The sequence below is a fragment of the Thermoplasmatales archaeon genome (genome assembly GCA_026127925.1).
Classification (GTDB): Archaea; Thermoplasmatota; Thermoplasmata; order Thermoplasmatales; family Thermoplasmataceae; genus JAKAYB01.
Map to the genome: position 1 here is coordinate 1 of JAJSLM010000014.1, position 25215 is coordinate 25215.

Consider the following 25215-nt stretch of genomic DNA (forward strand, 5'->3'; position numbering starts at 1 on the left):
CGACCTCACAGGTCAGCGAATACTGCAGCTGCCTCTCCGACTCTCACGCTACATCGTCATATAGCGTGTTCCTAAGAACTTTTTTCATTGACATCTTAAAACATTGATTAAATCCTAACCGGTCCATTAAATTAATTATGCTCTTTGAGAAGGTGCTAGTTCATACAAAAACGTACCGATTAATTCTTAAAGCCTCGTTACAAATTGAAAATGTATTGCCTTTGTTTAAGATTTCGTATATCACATCGCGGATAAGGTGAGGATAGGGATTCTCCAAATCAAAATGATACCAACCGATGACTCGAATTTACAACCTTATCCATGATCCTTGGTGTGTAATAGACAAATTGGTCGTATGACTAAGATAATCAGATAAATGATCAAGAAATCCAGGAGATACCTCATTTAAACCTATACCTCGGCTTGACTCATATCCAAATCTTAAGGGCAATTAAAACTAGCTGCCGCAGGGATGAAACCTGTAATTCTTAGATATCGTTGAAAGCGAATTGGAAAGGCGCAAGAATGTAGATGCATTCCTATTTGATCCATAAAATAGCGTAGGCAAGGCATCTTTTAGGCGCTTGGGACAAAATGTTCTTCCGTAACAGCTTTTGATTTTACACCAATCACTTTTGTTGGAGAATATTCTTCTCATTGTTTTGCTATCAATTCTATTTGTTTTTGGAAGAGTTTTCATTGCCTGTAATTTTGGTATGAAGGTAAACAATTTTATACCAATATACCATTCGAATCTATATGAAAGTGAAAACGAGTATATCCATAGATAACGAGATTTGGATGGAGCTCAAGAATCTTGCATTACAACGAGGTAAGGACATAAGCTCTATCCTAAAGGATGCCATCGAAAACGAACTGTATTTAGATTTAGATAAATCCTTAATGAAATATTCCAAGTATGGCAAATCTGACCTAGATTTTGATCCGATTAAACTAAAAAGCAAAGTATCCGATTTGGTAAGGAGCATTAGGGATGACCGAGAAAGTCGCATATCTTGACAGTAGCGCAATAGTAAAGAGGTACGTGTATGAAACTGGCTCGGAATTTATTCGTGCACAATACAATGAAGCCTATTTTGGAAACATTATGCTTTCATTTAGTGTTTGGAATATTGGAGAAGTTATTGGAGTATTTGACAGGGCACATAGGCAAAAAAGAATTACAAGTAAACAGTTGGATGAAGTTATGGGCAGATTCTCGAATGAAACTGCGAGGCTTAAGAAGATAAGCAGAATAAGAATAACCACCTTATCCGAAAGCATACTAGAAAGCAGCTGGGATGTTGTCCTAAAACACCATATCTATGTTGCTGATGCCTTACAGATTACAAGTGCTATTGAAGTTGGATGTAATGAGTTTTACACTGGAGATGAAAAGCTTCATAAGTTAGCACTCTCCTCCGGCTTAAATTCTATTTATATTTTAGACAGATCTTGACCTTATCTACTATTTTTAATTTCTTGAATTTTTTCAATGAAGATGTTTTTGAAACATCTTAGTCAAATCACTGGCAGAGTTCAATAATAACTGCTATTTCAGACTATCAATGCCGTTCCAGCCATTTCGTTATAATTTGGACTGCCTCGGCATCGAGGTGAGATTCGTCTGAATTATAGTGAGATGTGGCAATTTCCGCAGATATACTTTCAAGAGGCAAATCAACGTGTTTCAACACATGATCTGCGTTCTCCGGATACGCAAAGTCCACATTCCCCTTATCAGCAAGAGTTGATTCAAGCAACTTCCCATCATCCTTCCAGTTTACCTGGATGTCCTTCTTCCCTATGATGACCAGCACGGGTTCTGTTATTTTTTTCAAATTTTCTGAAAGAGAATATTTCCAGAGTTCTCTTGAAAATGGGAGATTATAGGGACTTTCCAGTGACTTAAGCATAAGTTTGACACCTTCTGACAACGAATCTTCTATATTCATTTTGTTTCCAAGCAGGAATTGATTCACTGCCCTATCGTATTTTTCCAATATTTCGTCAGCATTTGGATAAGATTTAATCTGTGCAGTCAGCTGACTTCTGGCTATATCTCCAACCGATCTCCCGGGTGCACCTGTCAGTACAAGCGCCTTAAATTTTTGGCTCATTTCACTTAGTTGATAATTCACTGCATGGATCCCACCTTCGCTGTTTGTTAACGCATAAATCCTTTGATTTATGACGTTGGTTTGGGAAGCTAAGGTTGAAACCGCTCCGGTTAGTTCCTGTATATGCGTTTCCATGCTTACTTTTCCAGCGAATTTTGAGAGGTTTCCCCTTACATGTGGTCCAGATGCCATTTTATCATACCTAAGTGTAACGTAACCTTCCCCTGCTAAAGTTTCCGCCAGAAGTTTTCCACTTCCGTTTTTTCCAGGCAGAAGGGGTGAACACCAGTCCCTATCAGTCGGCCCACTGCCGGCAACCATCACTATTCCGGGGTGAGATAAACCATCATCGGGATACGTTAGAGTTCCAAATATTTCAATGTCAAGAACTTTCCAGGAGATCTCTCGTGAAAGCAAAGCAAAATCGGCCATGATTTTTCATGATTTCAAATATATATATATATATCTCCAACGTAAAAATACCAGAACTACTGTATTCAATTAAAATTTTAAACAAATACCGACCGATCCATCGCCGAAAGTCATTTCAACATCCATTTTGACCGCATAATGAATGTCTCGCACAGTCAATTTCCAACAATTTTGGTTGTTTTATAATTAGTTATCAAGTACCCGTTCCAGTGTTATTATATATCACACATACTTATTGAAAACGGTTATATATGACTATAATATTAATATATTATGGAGCAGACCACTATACAAATTTCTAAAGAGACCAGAGAGAAACTCAAGAAAGTTGGGAGAAAGGGTCAGACCTATGATGAAATAATAGAAACCCTCCTCGAGATCAGCAAGAAGGCTATTTTCTTCAATGAGCTTGACAGGATAGCTAATAATGAGGAGTTTGTACCACTTGACAACTTATGAGGTGCTTCTCTCAACCACAGCAGCGAAGGAGTTTAAATTTCTGCAAAAAATGGAGCAGAACAGGATCAGGGAAAAGTTTAATGATCTTGCGAAAGATCCTTACAACAATTCACAAAGACTAGACACAAAAAAATTAACAGGAACAAGCCGTGTTTATTACCGGCTAAGGGTGGGAGATTACAGAATCATATACTTTCTGGATGATGACGGAATAAAAGTTGTGAGGATTGCAACGAGATCAGATGCGTATTCGTGGCTGGATTAGATGTTTTAACCATTTGCCTCTAGGCATTTACTTTAAACTTTAATTAAATATTGACCGATCAATTTCTAGATCATGCAACGTTCCGTAATGAATTGGTTTTCCTTCTTATGCCCGTTCGCTTTGCATATTCTTCCCAACGAAATATAGACTGACTGCAGAAACTACCAGCACACTGACGGCACTCATCGCCATTCCTATGGACCAACCGAAAAATTGCCCAGACATTAAGAACAAGATTCCATTTGTTATTGCACCTATGACTCCAGCAAAGGCGACGATCGCACATATTCTTAATGACAATAAATGAGTTTTGAAACCAAGAATAAGAAAAGTCAGTGATGTGAGCAGAATAGCAAATCCAATGATAACATGTACAAGAACGAAACCAAAGTGACCTCCGAAGTACATTAACGATCGCATTGCTCCAAAATGCTTAACTGGTATGTTTACCTCAAGATTGATTGTCATCCCTAGCCAGAATTGTATGATCAAGAGACCAAGGAGGAGAAAGATTACATTTCGTATATTCACGATAATGTTTGTCTTTGCAGATCTTACTTCGTTATTCTTTATTTCTATCACCTTGTCGTTTCTTACAGATATGTTTCCAATACCTTATTATAAATTCGTTACTTCTGGGGTAACAATGACAGAGGTACATGATCATCTTCTAAAAATAGGCTTGTCTCAAAACGAGGCAAGGATCGTAGAATGCCTGATCACTATTGGTGTTGCGAGTGCTTCTGATATTCACTGAGAAACGCTTGTTCTAAGGAATAAAATATATGAGACTATAGAAAGACTCATTAATTCGGGGTTTGTTGAAATTCAGCCAGGACGGCCGGTTTTGTTCAAGCTAAACGATATTGAAAAGATCCTCTCGTTGATGATAGAGGAAAAGAGAAAGTCGGTTGAAAAAATATTACAGTTTTGCAAATCAGGGATTCTGGAAAACACGAAAAGGGAAGATCCATGGGAGAGGTGCCATTAGGATACGACTCTCGAATTTAGCATATTCTGCATCAACTAGTATTTTTATGTTCGGTGGCTACCCGAATTCATACATTGAGCGTGTTGCGACGTTGGCAAAAAACCTCACGAAAAGTGGAGCAACTGTTAGGTTAGTTTGCATGTTAAAATCTACTGACAAACTACCAGATTCCAAGAATCGCATCAAATTAATAGAATATAGAACGATCAAATTAAGTGCTGTCAATAGTGTAAAAATAGATGAATATGATACCTGAATCATCAATGGACTCCAACAGACTACAGGCCTCGGATGTGCCTTGGTAATAGATGAGTCTCTAGCTTTTAACATAGTGGACAATTCCGAAGACCCAACTAAAGCTACAGCGATACTATTTAAATTCCCTGGGGTTCCAGTCATAGATAAAGGCACGATAGAACGAATTATTGCCGTTTCCACGAGAAGATGTTAAGTGACATAATGCAAGCAGTTTTCTTGTCCCCAGACAACTCAAATCACCATACGCGAGGATCATTCAGACCGTTTCGAGTGTTCTACCCACATTGGTTAAAGGTGGATGGTTGCCTATTTTCTAAAATATTGTCTGCAGCATGAACTTGTTAAAATGGAATTCACTGGATCCACCTGATAAGGATTTCAAGAAAACATCTTCATTGAGAAAGTGACACCCGAATAAGGAAAGGAATAATTTTCTTTAAGAGATCTCAGGTAGTTCAAGAAAATGTTTTGCAAGTTCATCAGGTTTTGTGACCATGGGATAATGCCCGGTTTCCATTTTGCGGTAAGGACCCACTAGCTTGCCCCATTTTCCCTGAATTATTTCATCTACGGGATCACCACTCATCGTGCAGAAAATGTATGCAGTATTGATAAGCTGGGGCGATCGGGTGAGAATAATTGGATCAGTCGCAAGCCTGATTGGCCAAGGAGTACATTTATCTAGCATCCATTTTTTGTTCTTGCCATTGACATCCTTTGCGATATTCTCAAGAACGATTTTTGAGAATGGGATCGCAAATGATCCTTCATCAAGTTGACCAAATTCCTTTGTCGGATCATAAATCCCCTGCGGCTCTTTGGTGTCCTCTGGTCTGAATGAGTCAAGATATATGACTGTTCTGATCTTTCCGGGCATCTTATCAGCAACAACAGCTGCAACCTTTCCAGCAAAGCTGTGCCCGACCAACACTATGTTTTCCAGATCATTGAATCTTATTACATTAATGACGTCTTCTACTGCTGTATTCATGCCTATATCAGGTGATGCAAGGTGAATTCGTTCACCCATACCTGTAAGCGTTATAGGGAATACATTGTGCCCGCTTTCCAGCAATATACGATCAACTTTATTCCAGGCCCAACCTCCAAGCCAAGCTCCAGGTATGAGAACATAATTATACATGTGAAGAAGAAGGATAATAAAGGTTTAAAGTTTCCTAAAAATGACGCAGTCTAAGAAAGATCAGGGAGAAATTTTCAATGTATTACACACGCAGGTTTGTGTTAGATGAGAAGTAGAAACATATCTGTCTCTAATAAAATTTAGCTGAGGCTATCGGAACTAAAATCGAAAAATGAAGTTTTGCCAACATTATATACGGGCTTGCAAATAGAACGAATGTATTTGATTTAAAAGGTGTTCTAAAAGAGGAGGGGGGCCTCAAAGAAAAATAGACAATAGCTACATCGAAGATTGCCTATGTTTTCATTATCTCCAACAAGAGCCTCTTTCTTCCGCCGAAATTATCAATGAAGACCCGGTAATCATTTATTTCCGAGATCTTCATCAAATTTTTCAGGCTCCCTCTTGTATGATTATAGCTTGGCATTGCCTCATGTCCGTCTATGAAGTTTTCTTCAATCAACTGACTTGATCTGTGATTTCTCACTTCAATAAGTGCCAGACCACCTCTTTTAAGGACCCTGTAAATTTCATGGATAGTTCTAATCTGCTCCGATTCTGTCGTAATCTCGCTGAATGCGTTCCACATACTGATTACGTAATCAAAAGAATCTTCCTTGTATGGTAGATTCCTCATATCCCCAACCCTGAATCCAATGTGGAGATTTCTTTTCTTCGCCTCTTCTCTGGCTCTCTTGATAAATATAGCAGTTATATCTATACCATCTACCAGATATCCCATTTCAGCCAGAGGGAGGGTAAACCTACCGTATCCACATGCGAGATCCAATACTCTCTTTCCCTTATTCAACAATCGTGAAATATAGGCTAACTCACTCGCTGTCTGTTTTTCGTCTTTTCTTTGAGCTAACCATTCAACACCAAATTCTGTATAAAAGTCATGTGGAGTTTTTCGCATGGTTATCTAAGATATCGCTGTTACATAAAAATTTTGAAAATATGACTTAGATTTACGAGCTATATATAATGTTACGTATGATGTGCTATTTTTCTGGCTTTTATTTACTAGCTGAAGTGTAGGCATTGCCTTGACTTGCTAGACATATCTTATTTCAGAAGATTGTATGCGACGTGTTCTCAAAAGGCCACTAGAATAATAATTGATAAAAACACCTAAGAAAGCGTGTTACCAGAACATAACTGCCCAAAACGTTTTGATTCAAGCATCGTGCATTTCAGATAGGAAACTTATATCCTTGAATTGCATCATATATACATGGTTGCAAAAGACGAGCTGAAATCAAAAATAGAAAGTTCAAGAAAAGTTTCTCAAGACGGATCCATTGTTACATATGATCTTACGGATGGCGTTGATTTTTCAGATCCAAAGGCAATAGCTGAGGCGTTGTCTGAGGTATTTTTTGAGAACGACGCTTTAAAATGGTTCAAGGTTGATGGTGATCAGGTGGATTTTGAACCTACTTACAAGGTCAGAGTAGTTCTGGCAGAGGAACATCACAAACTGATTGAAAATACGGTAGATGATTTTCTCAAGGATCTGCAGAAGGAGGATGTTTCCAGAGATTTCTCGAAACAGATAAATGATGATGCGAACAGTGCCTCGCGGCTTCAGTCAGTTATGGCAGTTAGCGCCATAAAATCAACGTTTTTTCATCATTCCATAGAAAAGGTGTACGCGGACTCGATTAAAGACGATCTGTTTGTAGATCTCCTAGAAAAACTTGAAATCCGGTCTCTCAACAACGAGGATCTTATGGACTGGAAAAAACTTCCGCTCTGACATAATTTCGGAAACATGGAACGTAGACCCTACAATGTTGCACATGGTTTCAGCTGCGTTGTTTACCTAATCAAATGCTACTATCCTCGGCATCTGTTTTTCATTCGTATTGGAAAGAAAAATAACAAGAAAGAAGATGAACTTTTAAGGTCGGTTACTTCTTTAAAAATAAATTGTTTTAAAATGTGTTAAAAATTTTTAATTTCCCGCTATTTTCCTGTTGGTGGGGAAACATTTAATCGACTGTTCAACTGGGCGCTTGCCCTTTCCTGGTTACTCGTAAGTTCAAGACTCCTGCCCTTTGTTTCCTTTATGAACAGCAATGTCAACATAACGGCAATCAGTGAGAGTCCTGTTAACAACGAAAACACCATGGGTAACCCATACGCGGCCTCAATTGCAGGTAGAGCAAACGTAAAGATAGCTGCTCCTGTCTTTCCAGCACCGGCCGATATTCCATGGGCTGTGGTCCGTATCTGTGTCGGGAACAGTTCTGTTGGGAGTATGAATGTCGTCGAGTTAGGACCTATATTTGCAAACAGGAAAGATACACCATACAGTCCTATGAATAATGGTATGTCAGCCTTGAGCGGAGTGAAAGCGATTGCAAATGTGAGATAGAGACCGCCCATGACGAGAAATCCGATCCACTGAAGCAATTTTCGACCCACCTTATCGATAAAGGCAAACGCTATCCAGTACCCGGGAATTTCGAAAGCAGCGGCAAGTATGATATTTCCAATAGCCGTATTGGAGGCTAGAAGAACTGCGTTCTTAACACTTCCATAGCCCATGGCCGCGAAAACGATTGAGTTATTTATGGAAGTCCCGTAGAATGCCATATCAAATAGGAGCCAGCTTCCTGCGGTTCCGACGAGAAGCACTGCATATTTAGCAAGTAAGCCGCGAGAACTCTTCACAGACCCATAAGATTGCTGATCCACGACGATATTTGATCCAGTTACGTCGGATACGGCTGCAGCTGCAGCTTTTGTGTCACCCTTTGTCTGAAGGGAATACCTGGGAGTTTCCTTGAGCTTTCTTCTCAGGTATATGACTGATGCAGCTGGAATTGCTCCGAAGCCGAGCATTAGTCTCCAGGCATAGTTAGCAGGCATGACATGTATAGCTATTAGTCCGACAACTGCACCTAGCAAAAGTCCAAAGCCCTGCATTGCGAAGACTGTTTGGACCATCTTGCCTCTACTTTTTACGTTTGCATACTCACTCATTATCGTGGAACTTATCGGGTAGTCTCCACCGATTCCTATACCGAGAAACAGACGCGATATAATCAACATCCAAACGTTTACGGATAAAGCAGATATTATGGCAAATACTACTAGTATTAACATCTCGAGACCGTAGACATATCTTCTGCCTCTTATATCCCCTATTCTTCCGAAGGTAAGCGCACCTATTACTGCACCTATCAGGGCTGCTGCGCCAATCATCCCTGTTACCAACGAGTTCGTCACGTTGAATATAGATGCAGATACTATCAGTGGCAGAGCAGTAGAGATGGCGAATAAATCATACGCATCTGTAAAGAACCCCATACTTGATGTAAAAATCACTTTAAAGTGAAATTTATTGGTAGGGGCCTTATCTGCCTTGCCTAACAGATCTATATTGTTCTGGTTTTCTACCATAGTAAGGATTGATTGATCTCAGACCTAAAAACATTATGTAAATTAAATATATACGTATAAATACCAGTATATATGCTATATATAATATAGAGAATTTTAGAAATTTGCTACAATCAACGGGACAATCATCTCTTCCCTGAGAAGGCCACCATGCATACCAATCATGTTTTCATGACTCATCTTCGGATCCAGGAATGTAAGATTTGAATCTATTATGCCAATGTTTCTTTTTGGAACCATTATCAGATCTCCGAACCTGTCATTGACATTAATGTTTTCCTTTCTATCCCCAAAGTATCCCTCTTTTAGCATTTCAAGCGAGTCGAAGATCTCGTAGTTTGCACCGTACCTTTCAATCAGATGGTTCCTTGCCTCGTCCAGATAGCCACAGCGTATCCTCAAGAAGGCGGCTCTCGCGTCTCCGACAACAGGAGCCCTGAAAGTATTGTACAGCTCTCCGTCCTTCGAAATGTCAAACAGGTTGCTCGTTCCTACATTAACATGGCCATGATCAGCGGATATCAATAATGTGGTGTTTGTTGACATCAGAGACTGCTTTAACATATCTATATTGTAAAAAATCGATTCCAGTTCTAGGGCAGTTTCCTCTGTTCTTGAACCAACCTTGTGTGACATAGTATCCACTGAAGAAATGTATCCAATGTGTACCGATTTCCCTCTCGCCTCTTTCACGTCCCGTGCTATAGAAGTAAACATATGCGATGTCGAATAATATGATCGCACTGTGCTTTCTGCTGCGGTTATTTTGGACATCCCGCTATCCTTTATCATGTTTGGAAGGTAGATGAAACTCGGTGTTCCGCTGTCAGAAATCCTTTTAGCGAACGATTTTCGTCCTCTAAGTGATCCTGGCATCCACCCAGCACCGATTAAATCATTCTTGCGATTTCCGATCGGCGACATGGAGAGCATGTTGCATACCGTCCCTAGTTCACGAACGTATTGCGTGTATCCTATTATCTCATGTTCCACCGGCTGCATTCCCATATAAACGGTGAACAGCGCTGTCGCAGTGGTTGACGGAAAAACACTAGTTATCGGCAAATAAGTTGATTCACTGAGGATCGATCCAAGGTTCTTCATGGGATGTTTTTCCGTCGCATACATGAAGAGATCATGCCCGAATCCGTCCAGTATCAAAACGATAACATGATCGCTGCCTATAGCATCTATAGGAATTTTTCCGTAAAGACTGGCTTGCTCCGTTCCATTAATCATTCCCTCAACGATTTCAGGTATGTCGGCTATACAGCCTCTGCCAAATGCCGGCTTGATGAAGTTCTCATGTTTTTTGTCGGCATATCTCTCAATGATAGTATCAAAATATGTTGTATCTACATTGTAAGTACCCATTTCATCCATGTAATTCAACCTCTACTTAAATCAGTTCTCTTATAGTTTTTACTTCAAGAATATTTACAGTTCTTGGCACTGCCTCGTTTTTCCTATTGACCCATACGGCCTTTATTCCCGAATTAATTGCGCCCATCACATCGTGAGTCCATGAATCCCCGATCATTATGCTTCTTTCTCTCTTAATGTCAAATGTTGATATTGCGTGATCGAATAGTGGAGTGTTGGGTTTCATTTCTGTCTGTGTCTTTGGCGTCAGGATCATATCTATCAGTTTATCGATCCTGAGTTTTCGAATCGTCTTCAACTGTGTCTCCCGGTCGCCATTGGTTATTATGGCTGTCGGTTTTCCAGTGTCATAGCAGAACTCTAAGAGTTCGCGTGCTCCATCACACATTTTCATCTTGCTTTCAAAAGCGTGGACATATACAGTTTCGAGCTTCTCCATTTCGTTTTCTGAAGGCATGTATCCATGGAGCATAATCAGGCGCCTGAGGCGTATTTTCCTGTATTCCCTTGGTGTGATCATTCCTGAAAATACAAGGGGAAGGTTGTGCCTATCCAGGTTCCATAATTCTTCTTCCAGAACTGTTGTTTCGATTCCACTAAGGCACTCTACTCCTTTTTTCAGCTGCTCTAAGCCGTTTCTGCTTGAAAGCCTGAATTCGAAAAGGGTTTCGTCCAGATCCATTAGGACAGCATCATATTGCTGTATTCTGGTTCCTCCCTTCATGTTTTTCTTGAGATTCAATTCAGAGCGAAATATCGTAATTGTGTATAATGTTAAGCAATATAGATAATATAGTAATAAAGAGCGATATTATGTCTATATATTCTATTTCGACAATTTTAAAATGTCACCACTGCATTGATACTCAGCATGAGCTTTAACGGAATAGGAGGTTACTTGAATTCGCCAGCAATGATACCATGGCCAATTATTGTGGTTTATTTTGCGGTTGTTGGTGCATTTGTTTTTATATACGGTAAAAAAGAAGGCGGTCTCTCAAAATTCAAGACTGTGGATCTAGTCTACATTGGGGTAGGATCGGCCTTTACGGTGGTGTGGGAATTTTTCATTGGGCCGCTTCTGGACAAAGTTATACCGAGCGGACTCACGGCCTACATTGGCTTCGGTTTCTTTGGTAGGATCTTGATTGTCTTCATAATAGCGGGCCTTGTAAGGAAGGTTGGAGCGGGTATGCTGTCCCTTGCCATATTCAACGTCCTTGGAGATATTTTCCATTACGGTTTCGGAGGTGAACCGATATTCACGATTTATGAAACATTTACATATGGTCTGTTCATTGATCTTGCCATAGCCGTGAGCAAGGGGCACCTGTTTGGTGTAGGTCTCGAACATGCCAAGGCATCAGTTAAAAGTGTTTTGGCACCGAAGACATCGCCTTCTGGGGCAAAACCCGCGGATCCAGTCGATCCGCCTAAATATGCCTGGTACACACACCCATTGTTTCTTGCGGGTTTTACAGGAGCAATAGTTGGTCTCCTGTGGGCAACACCAGATACTTTAATCTATGGTGGTTTCTTCAAACCACTTCTTTATGGTGGAATAGTGAACTGGTCAAAGATACTGTTTGACCTTGTTGCTTTCATACCTGGAGACGTTGCCTTTGGAATAATAGCCGGACTTCTGGCAGCCAGGATAGCAAGAGTGCTTGGGCAATGAACGCGATTGAAATAGACAATCTTGCATTCAAATATTTAGGGTCTACTGAAAACACAATCGAGATACCACACCTCACGATAGAAGAAGGCGAATCAGTCCTGATAACGGGAAGATCAGGATCAGGTAAATCCACCCTAATAAACTGTATAAATGGGATCATCCCGCATATAATGTCCGGAACAATGGAAGGGAATGTAAGAATTAACGGGCGTTCGACGCGAGAGATGAAAGTCTCACAAATATCGCTGGAGGTTGGCACCCTTCTTCAGGACCCTGAAAAGCAGGTAATGAACTATAAGGTTGAAGAGGAAATAGCTTTTGCTCCAGAGAATTTCAACCTTCCGAAGGAAGAGATCATTAAAAGAATCGACAATTCCATAAAAGCGGTTGGGATCGAGCACCTTAGAGGTAGAGAGACGTCCAAACTATCTGGAGGGGAACTCCAGAGAGTGGCGCTTGCCTCGGTTCTTACGATGGATCCGGGCATAATGATCCTCGATGAGCCAACATCAAATATTGATCCAGAAGGCACGAAGGATATTTTCAATTTTCTTCAAAAAGAGACCGGTTCTAAAACGTTGATGATTGTTGAGCACAAGGTAGAGCGCGTGCTCCCGTTTATTGATCGAGTGATCGTGATAGATCAGGGACGTGTGGTCGTAGATTCACCGAAAGACGAGCTGTTATCAAGTGTCGATAAACTTCTTGACATCGGTATTGAAATACCGGAACACTTTTTGCTTGCCAACAAACTGGGGTTTAAAAAACCAGATATTGAGGAGATCAGGAGAGCCATAAAAGATGGAAAAATACAACTTTCTAAGAAAGAACGAAAGATCACGAGTAATTATTATTTCAGGGCCAGCGCTAAGGTAAATTACGGTTCTGAATTCAGTCTTGATGCATCTATAAATTCGGGGGAAGGGACAATACATGCAATAATTGGCAGAAACGGCGCTGGAAAGAGCACTCTGCTTAAAGCGCTCATAGGTTTTCTTGAGAAGAAGTACGCTGATGTGTCTTCAACTATTATTGTCGGCGATCAGGCTGTGACTGACCCGGACATATACATGCGCGGAAGAATCATAGGTTACCTTCCGCAGAGTTTCGATCTTATGCTGATAAACAAGAACGTGGAACGGGAGCTCACATACTCAATGCGTGTCAGAAAACAACCAGATCTGCTTGCCCTTGCCCAGGAACTTTCTGAGTCACTCAGCCTCACTAACTACTTGAAAACGGATCCACAGATGCTCAGCCAGGGACAGAGAAGAAGAGTTGCAATGGCTTCCACAATAGCAGGAGGAGTAAAAGTCGTCATGCTTGATGAACCAACTTCCGGCCAGGACTTCTACCATAAGGAACAGTTGGGAAAGGAACTTTTAAACTTAAAGTCAAAGGGGTATGTGTTCATTATCGTCACGCATGACGTCCGCTTTGTTTACAAATACGCCGATAGCACATCACTTATAGATAACGGGAAAATAGTCCTTGAAGGTACACCAGAGGAGGTTTTTACGAGATCCGAAGAGTTCGGCATATCTCCTCCTTCGGAATACTTACTGAGGTGCTAAAATGAATGGAACGGTCGAAGCCATAATCAGCTGGTTAATACTTCTTTTTGGCGTTACGATGCCTTTCTACCTGATACTTGTTGCCATCGGTATCAGGGGGTTCAAAGAGATAACCAGTTACGAGGCATACGGTACTTTTTACTACCGCCTTAACCCGGTGGTAAAGATTGTTCTTTCAATTACCGTTATGATCGTTGCTGCCATCACAGTTTGGTGGATCGCTGCCGTTTTCACCTTTGTCCTCCTTTTATCCTATTTATCGCTTAAAAATGGTAAAAGAAAATTTCTTTACGGACTCTTCTTTACGATATCGATCCTGGTCGGAACAACCTGGGCATACGCTCCTTACACCACCAGTATAACACTGTCTTATGCTTTTCCCGGTTATCACCCAATAGTTCTCTGGACATGGCCCTCCTATTTCGGTATAATGGGCTATGAACACTTCCTGACATTACAAGGCCTCGAGTATGGCCTGCAGGTTGCGTTCAGAACTGCCGCCATTACCGTCTCGGCCCTTCTTCTCATCATGACTAATACGCCAACTCAGATCCTTCGTGCATTCCATAAAGTACATGTTCCGGACGCCATAATTTTCACACTCATGGTTGGAATGAAAACCGTTCCTGAGATATTCATCTATCTGGACGAATCCATTAAGATACAATTTATGAGAGGGTTGGGCTCACGGTACCCGAGATTTCTTAAGCCGTTTTTTATGCTTGCGGGGGGCCTATATGCTTTGGTTCCGACTATAATACACCTGATGCGCGGTGCAAGAGAAATTGCAATATCAGCCGACACACGGGGATTCAGGGCAACAAAGAGAAGGAGCTACTTGGAAGGAGTTCCATTTTCCAGAATCGATTATTATGCAATTTCATTCATGGTCGCGATTCTTATAATCGGAATCATAGCTAACTTCTATGGCTTTGGCAGGCCCATACCTTACGTTGCTTGAGTGCTGAGAAAACCGCAAAGTGTTTTTAACGTAATCGGAATTCCGACGAACAATGGCAACAACTCAAGAAAATGGATTGCAGAGAATGAGCAATGATCTCTGGGAGCACGCTGTGAGTGAGGTCCGGAATTTTAATAATGATTCGGCTCTAAAATACATAGATGAGGCGCTCCAGATACAGCCAAGCAACTTAAAATATATTTCACTTAAATCAGAAATATACCTTGCTCTCGGAAAGAGCGAAAAAGCTGTTGACTTTCTTCGCACGTGCTTGGAAAAATTTCCATCACTGACAGACCTGCATCTGGATCTTGCCATTGCTCTTTACAATAAAGGAGATTATGACGATTCGATCTTAGAACTCAACCTGTGCCATGGTAAACTTGAGAACGATCCGGACGTGCATTACTTCAGGGGACTCAACTTTATCGAAAAGAATAAAAATGAAGATGCAAAGTCAGAGTTCAATAAAGCACTTAATATTGATTCCACGCTCGCAAAGCCCCATTTTGCTCTCTATTCGGTATATATGTCTGAAGGAAACGTTCAGAAGGCCATGAAAGAGCTTGATCTTGCTATACGCTTTGATCCAGATAACCACCATTACCGATCAGAAAAAATAGAAGAGCTGAAAAATCAGCAGAAAACGGAAGAAGCCTATTCTGAATTGATAAAGATGGTGAAAGCCTGCCCGAACGATGTCGACGCATATATTTATGCCGCGCGGGAATTGGCATCTTTTGGTGCAATAACGGATGCTACGAACATAGCAGTTGAGGGATCCGTTAAGTGGCCCACTGTTCCAGAATTCCATGAGGTGCTCTCGGACAACTTTCTAGGCATGGGCTATCCGGATAATGCCATGAAGCAGATTGATCAGGCTCTTGAACTCCGACCGCACAGCCCGGAACTCCTGACTAAAAAACTCAACATAATGATAACGAAGAAAAATTACACGGAAGCTGTGGAGCTACTCGACCATGAGCTTGAAACGGATCCAAAATCACTTAACCTTAAGCTTCTTAAAGCCCAGGTCCTATCTTACAGTGATAAGATTGAGGAAGCAAAAGCTCTTTTAGCTGAGCTTTTGGAATCCGGAAAAGGCGATCTTGCCATGTATGATACAATGCTTAATGCCTTAGGCAACATTAACAAGAAGTCGGACTACAACGATATTGTTATTGAGGTCTGTGACAGGATTCTTGAAATGAACAAGGATAGGATGGATGTACTTTCATTGAAATTGTCTGTGTTGATAAACAGTGGTAAATACAAGGAAGCAGAAGACTTATCGAGGAATGTCCTGCGAGAAAAGGAAGATAACGGCCAAGAATTCAGAGATTTTCTAATTGACTCGCTGATATTGCAGGAAAGAATAGATGACGCTAAAGCTGAGCTGGAAAAGATAAAACCAGAAGATTACAACGCATATAATATTGTTCAGGATTCGGCCATAAAATACTTACAAAAAGATGTAAGCGGTGGTCAGGCAAGACTGGATGATATAACAAAGAAGTACAACAAGGACGTTACATGCTACACTGTAAAGTGGTTTGAAAAAGCATCAGAGAATAAGAAGTTTGAATTTATTTCTGATATGATCACTTATGCGTGTGGGGATAAGCAGCAGGATTCAAAAACAGAAAGTAAGGCTTAATTTAAACCTCTTTTTTCTTCGTTGGATTATTGGTTTGTCTTCCTGATGTATACGATTTTGTGGTACAGAATTTAAGAAAATGGATTGGAATACTGCGACATAGTAACCGATCCTTCAACAACGCTTTACGGACGGATGATAATTCGGTTTGAGAAGAGCCGTTTTGTATCTTACTATCTTAAAACAAATCGCGATGGATCTGTAGCAAGTGTTGATGTCTCGTTTGGGAATAGTAATAATTGAACATTCGGAAATGAGGAAACGACGGTAAAATTCTGCATTTCAGTGCTTGTTTAACGATATTAAATAAAAAAATATACTATTTTAAATATAATACTACATCATTTGTCATAAAAGCGAAAATGGGGGAGAGGGGTGCGTTTCCTATGGAATAATCTTTGGCTTAGACACCATAGCTTCTTCTGTTTTATCCCTAATATTGATCTTAACAGTGGTTCCTGGTTTAGAGAATTTTCTGTCTATGAAACCAAGTGCAATGGCTTTACCAAGAATAGGAGATATTGTTCCGCTTGTTATTGTTCCAATATTCTCCTGGCCATTGAATATAGAATTTCCATGCCTAGGTATGATCTTTTCATTTAACCTGAATCCCCTAAAGATCTCTTTTGTTTCTTTTATCAAATTTTCCTTTCCTATGAAATCATGATCGTTTGTCATTATGAATGATATAGCACATTCATACGGATTTCTATCTCTATTAAAATCCGTTCCTGAAAGAAGCATTCCTTTCTCTGTTCGTAAGGTATCTCTCGCACCCAATCCACACGGTAAACCACCATATTTTCTTACTTTTTCGAGCACAGAATCCCATAGATCCGGAGAACGTTCAGCATTCACTAGTAACTCAACGCCTTTTTCTCCCGTATATCCCGTACCAGATATGATAATGTCATTTTTTCCTGTGATACTATTCAATCCATATTCATGGGTTTCGTGATACCTGAACTTGAATTGCTCTGAGAATTCAAGATTTAGATCATTGAGCACATCTCCAGACCTTGGTCCCTGAATTGCAAGGCAAGATATCGAATCCGATAAATCACTCAATTTCACATCATATCCGGAAGAATTATCTTTTACCCAGTTGAATATTATAGCTATCATAGATGCATTAGGTACGAAAAAATATTTTTTATTATTTATTTTATATACTATTGTATCATCTATTATGTTACCATTTACATCAAGAAACGCAGAATACATGGCTTCTCCACTGTTCAACCTTGATACTGCGGAAGGAAGTACATGCTCCAGCAGAGCAGCTGCATCATTTCCTTCCACAATTATGTCACCCATGTGAGAAACATCAAACAGTCCTACAGCCTTTCGTACAGCCATATGCTCTTCTATTATGCTCGTATAATACAGTGGCATATTCCAGCCATGAAAATCAACCATCTTTGCACCCAGTTTCAGGTGTCTATCATACAACGCAGTTTCTTTTATCATTCAATTATCACCTTTATTATTTCCAGTGGAAGTGTACCCCTCCCCCTCTACAATATCTAAGAACAGTTCATGTACCCTGGTATCATTCGTGAGCTCTGGATGAAATGTTGTCCCAATGTAATTTCTATGTCTCACCATGACTGGTTTTTCATTGTAATGGGCCATGACTTCCACCTCTCCCACATGGGAGATCACGGGTGCCCTTATGAATACTCCCTCAAACTTTCCTATTCCTGAAATATTCAATTCAGAAATGAATGAATTTATCTGCCGTCCATAAGCATTCCTTTCCACTTCCACATCAAGAAGATCCATTCCTACTACTCTATCGTCCCCTGTATTCTTTGAAATAATAATTAGGCCCGCGCATGTACCCCAGATTGGCAACCCGTTCCCCCCTTCATTCTTTATTCGTTCATAGAGTCCGTAGGAGTTGATCAGGTTGTATATGGTTGTGCTCTCACCGCCAGGGATGATCAAACCAGATATGTTGTTCATGTCTGAATCTTTCCTTATCTCCCTTACAGTGATATTCAGATCGCGTTTTTTTGATGCCTTAAGCAGGGCGGTTTTATGCTCTGAAACATCACCCTGGAATCCAATCAGGCCCACGATCAAATTTCCACCACTTCAATTGAAGACGTTGATATATTCATAGGGCTTTTCTCTTCCATAGCAGTAGTGGATCTCATTAAATCTTGACTTCAGATCCCTGACTCTCTCTCTTATATGATCATAATCAGTTAATTTTAAAGAGTCTATTATCAGACTGGCCAGTTCCTTGCAGTCGCTCTCTTTAAATCCGATACGCGTGATTTCCTGTGTTCCGATCCTAATCCCACTTGGGTTTTGAGAGTTTTTGTTATGATCGATCGGAAGGAGATTCTTGTTTAATATGACGCCAACGCTTTCTAATGTTTCAGAAACCTTTTTCCCACCTCCAAAATTCGTTACGTCTGCAACAAGTGTGTGCGATTCGGTGTAACCCCTTGCTTCACCGAGAACATTCATTCCAAGCGAGGCAAGTTCTTCTGCTAAGGTCTTGGAGTTCTTTATGATCTGATCAGCATAACTTTTTCCAAATTCAAGCTCCTCCACAAGCGTCATACCGAGTGCGGCCATGGAATTGAGATGATGGTTGCTCAGTGTGCCGGGAAAAACCCCTCTTTGAACAGCTTTCCAGTTCTCATCACTTGTAGATCCAAGAACAATGCCGTGCTGAGGGCCAGGGAACGTCTTGTGCGTACTTGCTGTAATAACATCTGCCCCCTCTCTCAGAGGATCTTGGAATCTTCCTCCAGCAAGCAGTCCAAGGACATGCGCACCATCATACCACACCTTACACCCAACCTCCTGAAATGCATCGTTCATTTCCTTCAATGGTGTCGGGAAAAGGAATACAGACTGTCCAAAGAGACACACTTTAGGTTTTTCCTGTATAATCATCTTTGAAGCCTCATCTGGAAGAACGGTCATCGTAGCTGGATCATATGGGTATGTCTTTATATTTAATCCTCTGAAACCAACAGCGCCAAACTTGGCTGCGCTGATATGGCCTCCTCCTGAGAGATCTGGGGCAGCTATGACGTCTCCAGGGTTCAGGAAACCATAAATTACTGCCATGTTTGCATTGGTTCCGGAGATGGGCCTGGGATCGGTCTGTTTCGACTTAAATAACCTGTTTGACAGCTCAATGATTTTATCCTCTATCTCATCAACGTAGAAATTTCCCTGATAGTACCGATGATGAGGAAGTCCCTCGGCATATCTTGATCCAAGGTCTGTCAAAAGCATTTCCTTTGCAAGTGGACTCATTATGTTTTCCGAAGCTATCAGCGGTATGTCGTTTCTAAAGAATTCCTGATGCTTCTTCGCAAGATTCCTCAGCTCCATGGCTTCATTGAAAAAGGTATAGTTTTTCTCAATATTTTGATTAGGCAACATTTCACATCCTTTTAGGCTCTAGCCTCTATATCCTATTTATGAATTTAAGTTTTGGATTGAAATGAAATAGGAAAAAAGCCTAAAACCAAAGACGCTAAAACTATGAAAAAAAAGAAAATTTTTGTGATTATGGGTTTATTTTAATTGCTCTTGTCGGGCAAACGCTCTCGCATGCCATGCAGAAGATACATTCGCTCTCTCTAACCGGATCACACTTGTCTGTTCTGTATTTTGCATAAAGATCCTTGTCAGAATCAATCTTCTTATCATTTCCCGTACCCATCTGGCCAGGATTCAGTTCCCATTCAAACAATGTAACAGGGCACACATCCATGCACGCTCCATCAGCTATGCACGCTTCCCAATCAACACCCACATGAGAACCATGGATTCCCCACTTTGTAGGATAGGGCTTTCCATCTGCGCCCATCCTTTTAACACCCTCCGCACGTACATCATGGTCATGATGCTTACCGGTTACAGGGTAATGTTCGGGATCGTTCAAAAAATTCTCATCTATAGGTTTAGGCTTGTAATCCAGTGATTCTAATTTAACCAATTTACCACCAAATCGATAGAGCAGAATTATATTTAAAATATATGATTGGTCGGGTAGAGTCAAGGCAATATCCCATATGTAGAGCCAGAAAATGCTCGTTTCATACCTTTTTCTGATCGTTTAGCAATAATGTGAATGACCTGATAGAGATTTATGCAACAATGAAATACAGAATCATGTCACGCGGTGATCCACAGGTAGTTAACAGAAAGATGCAGGGAGAGTTTGTAACAAATCTGATAAGACAACTAAAATTCAAAAGGGAGGACTTTAAAGTTATAGGTAGCTTCGGTGGCTTTTCTGGGCTGATAGATCTTGGAAATCTTGCCATTGCAATGAATACGGACGGTGTTGGCACTAAAACTATGATTGCAGAGGAAGCAAAAAAATACGACACGATAGGAATAGACTGCATAGCAATGAACGTTAATGATGCCCTGACAGTAGGCGCAGAACCTATCGCTTTTGTAGATTACATAAACCTAAAGGACATTGATGTGGATATCGCGAAAGAACTCGGAACAGGATTTAATTTTGGAGCACAATTATCGAACCTCACGATTGTCGGAGGCGAAACGTCAATAGTTCCGGATCTGGTAAATCATATTGATGTATCTGGGACGTCTCTCAGTATCGTGCAAAAATCTCAGATAATTAATGGAGAAAAGATAAAGGACGGCGATCTGATCTTTACCCTCCAAAGTAGCGGCCTTCATTCTAACGGTTTCACCACGGTAAGGAAAATAATAAGAGATAACGGTATAGATCTTTCAAGCAACTTTCCCGGAGAATCCAAGAAGACAGCTGACATTCTTCTTGAGCCGACAAGGATATACGTCCGTGAGATCCTTGATATACTAAATATTGTAAACATCGTCGGAATGGCAAACATCACCGGCGGAGGGATAAAAAATCTGTCAAGGATGAAGGATATGAGGTATATGATCACGGATCCAATAGAGCCGCAGAATGTCTTCAAGCAGCTTATGGATATGGGAAACCTCACTATTGAGCAGATGTACGAGATATTCAACATGGGCATGGGCTATGTTGTAGTTATCGATCCAGAGAGCAGACTTGATTTTGTAAACACATTGAAAGGAAGGGTAAATCTGAAGGAAATAGGCCATGTTGAGAACGGCTCTGGTGTTGAAATACCTTCCTTGGAGCTCAAATATCGTGGTTACTACTGAACAACCATATTTAAGTTTTATGTCATGATCTCGTAACCGATAATTATTATTACCTAAAATGGAATGGGGGATTATGAAAATAGTAGCAGTAGTAGATGAGGACAACTTCTTGACACCCCTCGAATATGGAAACGCAATAGTGGTTCTTGATGACGAAACAAAAGAGATGAAAGAGTATGAGAATCCAGGCTTCGGTTCACCTTATGGTGGAAAGGAGCGCTGCATGCAGGGTATACTTTCCCTGAAACCAGACGCCATCGTTGTCAAGCCAGGTTCATTATGCCCAGGTTCCTACCAGATGTCCAGAGGAAGGATGAAGTACATGCCAGTGGAAGAAGAAAAACTCGACGAGGTAGTCAAAAATCTGGATTCGATAAAAAAGAAAGCTACCGACGAATTAGACTTTTCCATGTACAGGGAATAATTATTTTCTAAATCTACAATTACATTTTTTTCATTTGAGTGTTTTTTATATCGTAAACGGCCCTGGATATGATGTGGGCAAGCCTGACTGGTTCTGGAACGTTTCCGGTTAACATAAGTTTCTTAAGGATCAATATAGCATCGCTTTCTGTGATGCCTGAATAGTTAAGCATGTATTGTCTTTTATTCAACTCAACCCTCAGTGGCTTTAGTTTCTCCAGCGTCTGCAATATCGATGCATAAGAATGGTGTGCTGATAATGCCCTTTTCATTGCTTCAAGGCTTGCCTTTCCTTTTGTTATTGATATGAAAGGGATGGACGTATAAACAAAGAAAGATTCTGGATCAATGAGGCCGAAACCGCCGAAGGTAACACCCTCGGATATAACTGCCTTTATTAGTGTTCTAGAATTTTCTGGAATCAAAGCGGATATGGTTTCCAGAACATTCGCATCATCAATTTTCAGCATCCGAATCCTTATATCCTCTATGGTTCCATCGAGGCGCATGACCACTCCGGTTATGCAGGTCTCGATATCGGTACCCCTTTTGAAAGGTCCATCATCGATTCCTATTACACGAATATTATTTTTCAACTCCTGATGATCGAATCCGTGATTAAATACATTGACACAGGCTAGCAGGAAAATTTGCTCAAAATTATGTTTTTTGTTGCTATTTCACAGAGAATTGTTATTATATTCCGTTTTATCTTAAAAATATTCCTTGAGAAAACGGACCATAACGCTTATATTTCTTATAAAGATACCACGGCTACGCACTTTAAATGCACCTCCTAAGCAAAGCTTAGAAGGGAAGGGTGAAGGTTTAAAAAACTTATGATACCAGATTTCGTAAATGGCAAAGTGGATTGTGTATAAATTAAACTATCTGGGGAATGGCTTGGTTTGGGAACCGAAGAAGGACGTGCCAAGCTGCGATAAGCCTCGGGGAGGCGCATGGGGCCTTAGATCCGAGGATTTCTGAATGGGACTTCCTGCCGTAAGGCACTCCGAAAGGAGAGGGAACCCAGGGAATTGAAACATCTTAGTACCTGGAGGAAAAGAAATCAATTGAGATACCGTTAGTAAAGGCGATCGAAAGCGGTAAAAGGCAAACCGAACACTTCCAGAAATGGTAAGTGGATGTGGAGTTCGGACCTTCTCCAATATCTACTCGATGAATCCTAATTCGTTTGAAAACGGAGCCTTAGAAGGTGATAGCCCTGTTGGAGTAAGTCGGGAGGTTACGAGGGAAGAGTTCCAGAGTATCGTGCGTCGTTTTTCGCGCGAGAATATGGGTGGCACTAACATCCAACCTTAAATATTTCTCAAGTCCGATAGCGAACAAGTACCGTGAGGGAAAGATGAAAAGTAGCCCGGGAGGGCGGTAAAAAGAGCCTGAAACCAGATAGTGATAAACTTATGGGGCACATAAGGAGTGAAGCCATTAATCATGGCGGACCAGTGTCTCATTTTCCGTGTTGAAGAACGGACCAGGGAGTTCTGACAGATGGCGAGGTTAATCCTTAATGGAGTAGCCGTAGTGAAAGCGAGTATCCGCACAGCAATGGAGGGATAGCGCAAAAAATGCGTCAGTCATTTGTGTGAGACCCGAAGCCGGTCGATCTACGCCTGAGCAGGTTGAAGCTCAGCGAAAGCTGGGTGGAGGACCGAACCAGTTCTGATGTGCAAATCGTTTGGATGACTTGGGTGTAGGGGTTAAAGGCTAATCTAGGCCGGCAATAGCGGGTTCCCCTCGATACTACCCGCAGGTAGACTTTGGCGGAGATGCTTAGCCAGGTAGAGCGACCGAATAGCAGGTCAGCAATCGAAAGATTGCGCCAGCTTATCAAACTCCGAACTGGTTAAGATCGTAGATGCCAGATGCTAGAGTACAGGGATAAGCTCTGTACACGTGAAGGAAACATCCTAGACGAGGGTTAAGGTCCCTAAAATTGACTAAGTGCGATTTAAAGGGGTTTGTGGTCAAAGACAGTGTGGAGGTAGGCTCAGAAGCAGCCATCCTTTAAAGAGTGCGTAACAGCTCACTCACCGAGGCTGCATGTCCCGAAGATGGACGGGGCTAAAGTCAATTACCGAGACCTTCGAACACCGAAAGGTGATTTGGTAGGGGGGCGTGCCACATGGACGGAAGCTCCTCCGAGAGGAGAAGTGGACCGTGTGGTATCGTGGATCCTGGTAAAAGTAGCAGATAAGAATTGTGAGAATCAATTCCGCCGAAAGGGCTAAGGGTTCCTTGGCAATGTTCGTCAGCCGAGGGTACCGAATGGGAAGCTGGTTAATATTCCAGCACCTTGGGTGTTTTGCTCTATAATTTTAGCTTCGGGATATTGGAACAACGGGAGTCAACGTTGTGATGCACATAAGGCGATGGAGAGTTGTAATGACGTAAAGTCGCAGAAAGTGTATTGGTCCCCATGAGGGGATTTTGTAAATTCCTGGAGTCCGTGAAACAATTATAGAGGTCAAGCTCAAGCTCGTACCAAGAACCGACACAGGTGCCCCTGGATGAGAAGTCCTAGGCGTTTGGGAATAATGGACGCGAGGGAACTCGGCCAAATAGCTCCGTATCTTAGGTATAAGGAGTGCCTATTCTGAGAGAGAATAGGTCGCAGTGGCAAGGAGACCCCGACTGTTTACCAAAAACACAGATCGCTGCTAGTCCGAAAGGATGTGTATAGCGGTCGAAACCTGCCCAGTGTCGGTACCTGAAAATCCCGTACAAGGGAAAGAAGGGCCGATAAACGGCGGGGGTAACTATGACCCTCTTAAGGTAGCGTAATACCTAGCCGCTTAATTGGCGGCTTGCATGAAGGTTCAATCCCCGTGGAGCTTTACTGCAGCCTGTAGCTGTAATACGGTATTTAATGCGTAGTGTAGGAAGGAGCTGTCGATGTTCGGGTTCTGGCTCGAATGGAGGCGCTAATGAAACACTTCCCTTTAGGTACTGAATTACTAACCTCGAAAGAGGAACAACTATTGGTGGGCAGTTTGGGTGGGGCGCCACGCCCCCGAGAATATAACAGGGGCCCCCAATGGTCAGCTCAGGAGGGTCAGTAATCCTCCGTAGAGTGTAAAGGCAAAAGCTGGCTTGACTATGTTCTGGACAATAAAGAACGTAGATGCGAAAGCAGGGCTTAACGAACCACCCTGTCCCCCCTTAGTGGAGGCGGGTGATAAGAGAGAAGTTACCCCAGGGATAACTGAGTTGTCCTCGGCAAGAGTTCATATCGACCCGAGGGTTTGCTACTTCGATGTCGTCTGTTC

The 25215-nt window shown here is 41.4% G+C and carries 23 protein-coding genes and 1 rRNA gene; 12 read left to right on the forward strand and 12 right to left on the reverse strand.

What is annotated here, in order from left to right; translation table 11 throughout:
* Positions 1–759: 759 nt before the first annotated feature.
* Positions 760–1020, forward strand: coding sequence for a hypothetical protein (locus LVQ96_08475; protein ID MCW6171184.1), 261 nt, complete (start codon positions 760–762; stop codon positions 1018–1020).
* The gene (locus LVQ96_08480; protein MCW6171185.1) at positions 995–1459 is read left to right on the forward strand and encodes a type II toxin-antitoxin system VapC family toxin; all 465 of its coding nucleotides are present in this window, start codon (positions 995–997) and stop codon (positions 1457–1459) included. Before LVQ96_08475 ends, LVQ96_08480 begins: the two co-directional genes overlap by 26 nt.
* A gap of 106 nt (positions 1460–1565) precedes the next feature.
* Here LVQ96_08480 and LVQ96_08485 read toward each other — a convergent pair whose 3' ends face one another.
* Positions 1566–2552, reverse strand: coding sequence for a hypothetical protein (locus LVQ96_08485; GenBank protein ID MCW6171186.1), 987 nt, complete (start codon positions 2550–2552; stop codon positions 1566–1568).
* Positions 2553–2825: 273 nt separating this feature from the next.
* On the opposite strand from LVQ96_08485, the gene LVQ96_08490 reads away from it, so the two are divergent.
* Positions 2826–3011 (forward strand): hypothetical protein, encoded by a 186-nt coding sequence (locus LVQ96_08490; GenBank protein ID MCW6171187.1) that lies wholly within the window; start codon positions 2826–2828, stop codon positions 3009–3011.
* Positions 2998–3276 carry a type II toxin-antitoxin system RelE/ParE family toxin gene (locus LVQ96_08495; GenBank protein ID MCW6171188.1) on the forward strand — a complete coding sequence of 93 codons (279 nt, stop codon included), beginning with the start codon at positions 2998–3000 and terminating at the stop codon, positions 3274–3276. Before LVQ96_08490 ends, LVQ96_08495 begins: the two co-directional genes overlap by 14 nt.
* A gap of 105 nt (positions 3277–3381) precedes the next feature.
* On the opposite strand, the gene LVQ96_08500 is transcribed toward LVQ96_08495, so the two are convergent.
* The 3 genes from LVQ96_08500 to LVQ96_08510 form a co-directional block, all read right to left on the reverse strand.
* Positions 3382–3858 (reverse strand): hypothetical protein, encoded by a 477-nt coding sequence (locus tag LVQ96_08500; protein MCW6171189.1) that lies wholly within the window; start codon positions 3856–3858, stop codon positions 3382–3384.
* 1103 nt (positions 3859–4961) lie between these two features.
* Positions 4962–5669 carry an alpha/beta hydrolase gene (locus tag LVQ96_08505; GenBank protein ID MCW6171190.1) on the reverse strand — a complete coding sequence of 236 codons (708 nt, stop codon included), beginning with the start codon at positions 5667–5669 and terminating at the stop codon, positions 4962–4964.
* 295 nt (positions 5670–5964) lie between these two features.
* Entirely contained in the window at positions 5965–6588 is a 624-nt protein-coding gene (locus LVQ96_08510; protein ID MCW6171191.1) for a class I SAM-dependent methyltransferase, read from the reverse strand.
* Positions 6589–6906: 318 nt separating this feature from the next.
* Here LVQ96_08510 and LVQ96_08515 point away from each other — a divergent pair, with 318 nt between their 5' ends.
* A complete protein-coding gene (locus LVQ96_08515) occupies positions 6907–7431 on the forward strand; it encodes a hypothetical protein (GenBank protein ID MCW6171192.1) in 525 nt (174 codons plus the stop codon).
* Between the two features lie 209 nt (positions 7432–7640).
* Here LVQ96_08515 and LVQ96_08520 read toward each other — a convergent pair whose 3' ends face one another.
* The 3 genes from LVQ96_08520 to LVQ96_08530 all read right to left on the reverse strand — a co-directional run bounded on the left by LVQ96_08520 (position 7641) and on the right by LVQ96_08530 (position 11208).
* Positions 7641–9083: an MFS transporter gene (locus tag LVQ96_08520; GenBank protein ID MCW6171193.1), complete on the reverse strand. Its 1443-nt coding sequence runs from the start codon at positions 9081–9083 to the stop codon at positions 7641–7643.
* 96 nt (positions 9084–9179) lie between these two features.
* The gene (locus LVQ96_08525; GenBank protein MCW6171194.1) at positions 9180–10466 is read right to left on the reverse strand and encodes an alkaline phosphatase family protein; all 1287 of its coding nucleotides are present in this window, start codon (positions 10464–10466) and stop codon (positions 9180–9182) included.
* A 16-nt stretch (positions 10467–10482) separates the two neighbouring features.
* Positions 10483–11208 (reverse strand): HAD-IA family hydrolase, encoded by a 726-nt coding sequence (locus tag LVQ96_08530; GenBank protein MCW6171195.1) that lies wholly within the window; start codon positions 11206–11208, stop codon positions 10483–10485.
* A gap of 129 nt (positions 11209–11337) precedes the next feature.
* On the opposite strand from LVQ96_08530, the gene LVQ96_08535 reads away from it, so the two are divergent.
* From LVQ96_08535 to LVQ96_08550, 4 genes are read left to right on the forward strand one after another with little or no spacing between them, the layout of a single operon-like run.
* Positions 11338–12144, forward strand: a complete 807-nt coding sequence (locus LVQ96_08535) for a hypothetical protein (protein ID MCW6171196.1) — start codon at positions 11338–11340, stop codon at positions 12142–12144.
* Positions 12141–13718: an ATP-binding cassette domain-containing protein gene (locus tag LVQ96_08540; protein ID MCW6171197.1), complete on the forward strand. Its 1578-nt coding sequence runs from the start codon at positions 12141–12143 to the stop codon at positions 13716–13718. The genes LVQ96_08535 and LVQ96_08540 overlap by 4 nt, the downstream gene beginning before the upstream one ends.
* A gap of 1 nt (position 13719) precedes the next feature.
* Positions 13720–14679 (forward strand): energy-coupling factor transporter transmembrane protein EcfT, encoded by a 960-nt coding sequence (locus LVQ96_08545; protein ID MCW6171198.1) that lies wholly within the window; start codon positions 13720–13722, stop codon positions 14677–14679.
* 52 nt (positions 14680–14731) lie between these two features.
* Complete coding sequence (locus tag LVQ96_08550) at positions 14732–16336, forward strand: tetratricopeptide repeat protein (protein ID MCW6171199.1); 1605 nt, start codon at positions 14732–14734, stop codon at positions 16334–16336.
* A 384-nt stretch (positions 16337–16720) separates the two neighbouring features.
* On the opposite strand, the gene gcvT is transcribed toward LVQ96_08550, so the two are convergent.
* From gcvT to LVQ96_08570, 4 genes are all read right to left on the reverse strand, one after another.
* Positions 16721–17806: a glycine cleavage system aminomethyltransferase GcvT gene (gene gcvT / locus LVQ96_08555; GenBank protein ID MCW6171200.1), complete on the reverse strand. Its 1086-nt coding sequence runs from the start codon at positions 17804–17806 to the stop codon at positions 16721–16723.
* Positions 17807–18418, reverse strand: a complete 612-nt coding sequence (gene pdxT, locus LVQ96_08560) for a pyridoxal 5'-phosphate synthase glutaminase subunit PdxT (GenBank protein MCW6171201.1) — start codon at positions 18416–18418, stop codon at positions 17807–17809.
* 18 nt (positions 18419–18436) lie between these two features.
* Entirely contained in the window at positions 18437–19750 is a 1314-nt protein-coding gene (locus LVQ96_08565; GenBank protein ID MCW6171202.1) for a serine hydroxymethyltransferase, read from the reverse strand.
* Positions 19751–19877: 127 nt separating this feature from the next.
* Entirely contained in the window at positions 19878–20309 is a 432-nt protein-coding gene (locus tag LVQ96_08570; protein MCW6171203.1) for a ferredoxin family protein, read from the reverse strand.
* A 161-nt stretch (positions 20310–20470) separates the two neighbouring features.
* Here LVQ96_08570 and purM point away from each other — a divergent pair, with 161 nt between their 5' ends.
* On the forward strand, positions 20471–21502 hold the full coding sequence (gene purM, locus LVQ96_08575; GenBank protein MCW6171204.1) for a phosphoribosylformylglycinamidine cyclo-ligase: 1032 nt from the start codon (positions 20471–20473) through the stop codon (positions 21500–21502).
* Between the two features lie 73 nt (positions 21503–21575).
* Positions 21576–21926 carry a hypothetical protein gene (locus LVQ96_08580; GenBank protein MCW6171205.1) on the forward strand — a complete coding sequence of 117 codons (351 nt, stop codon included), beginning with the start codon at positions 21576–21578 and terminating at the stop codon, positions 21924–21926.
* 19 nt (positions 21927–21945) lie between these two features.
* Here LVQ96_08580 and LVQ96_08585 read toward each other — a convergent pair whose 3' ends face one another.
* A complete protein-coding gene (locus LVQ96_08585) occupies positions 21946–22521 on the reverse strand; it encodes a DUF99 family protein (protein ID MCW6171206.1) in 576 nt (191 codons plus the stop codon).
* Positions 22522–22795: 274 nt separating this feature from the next.
* On the opposite strand from LVQ96_08585, the gene LVQ96_08590 reads away from it, so the two are divergent.
* A 23S ribosomal RNA gene (locus tag LVQ96_08590) occupies positions 22796–25215 on the forward strand; the annotation flags it as partial.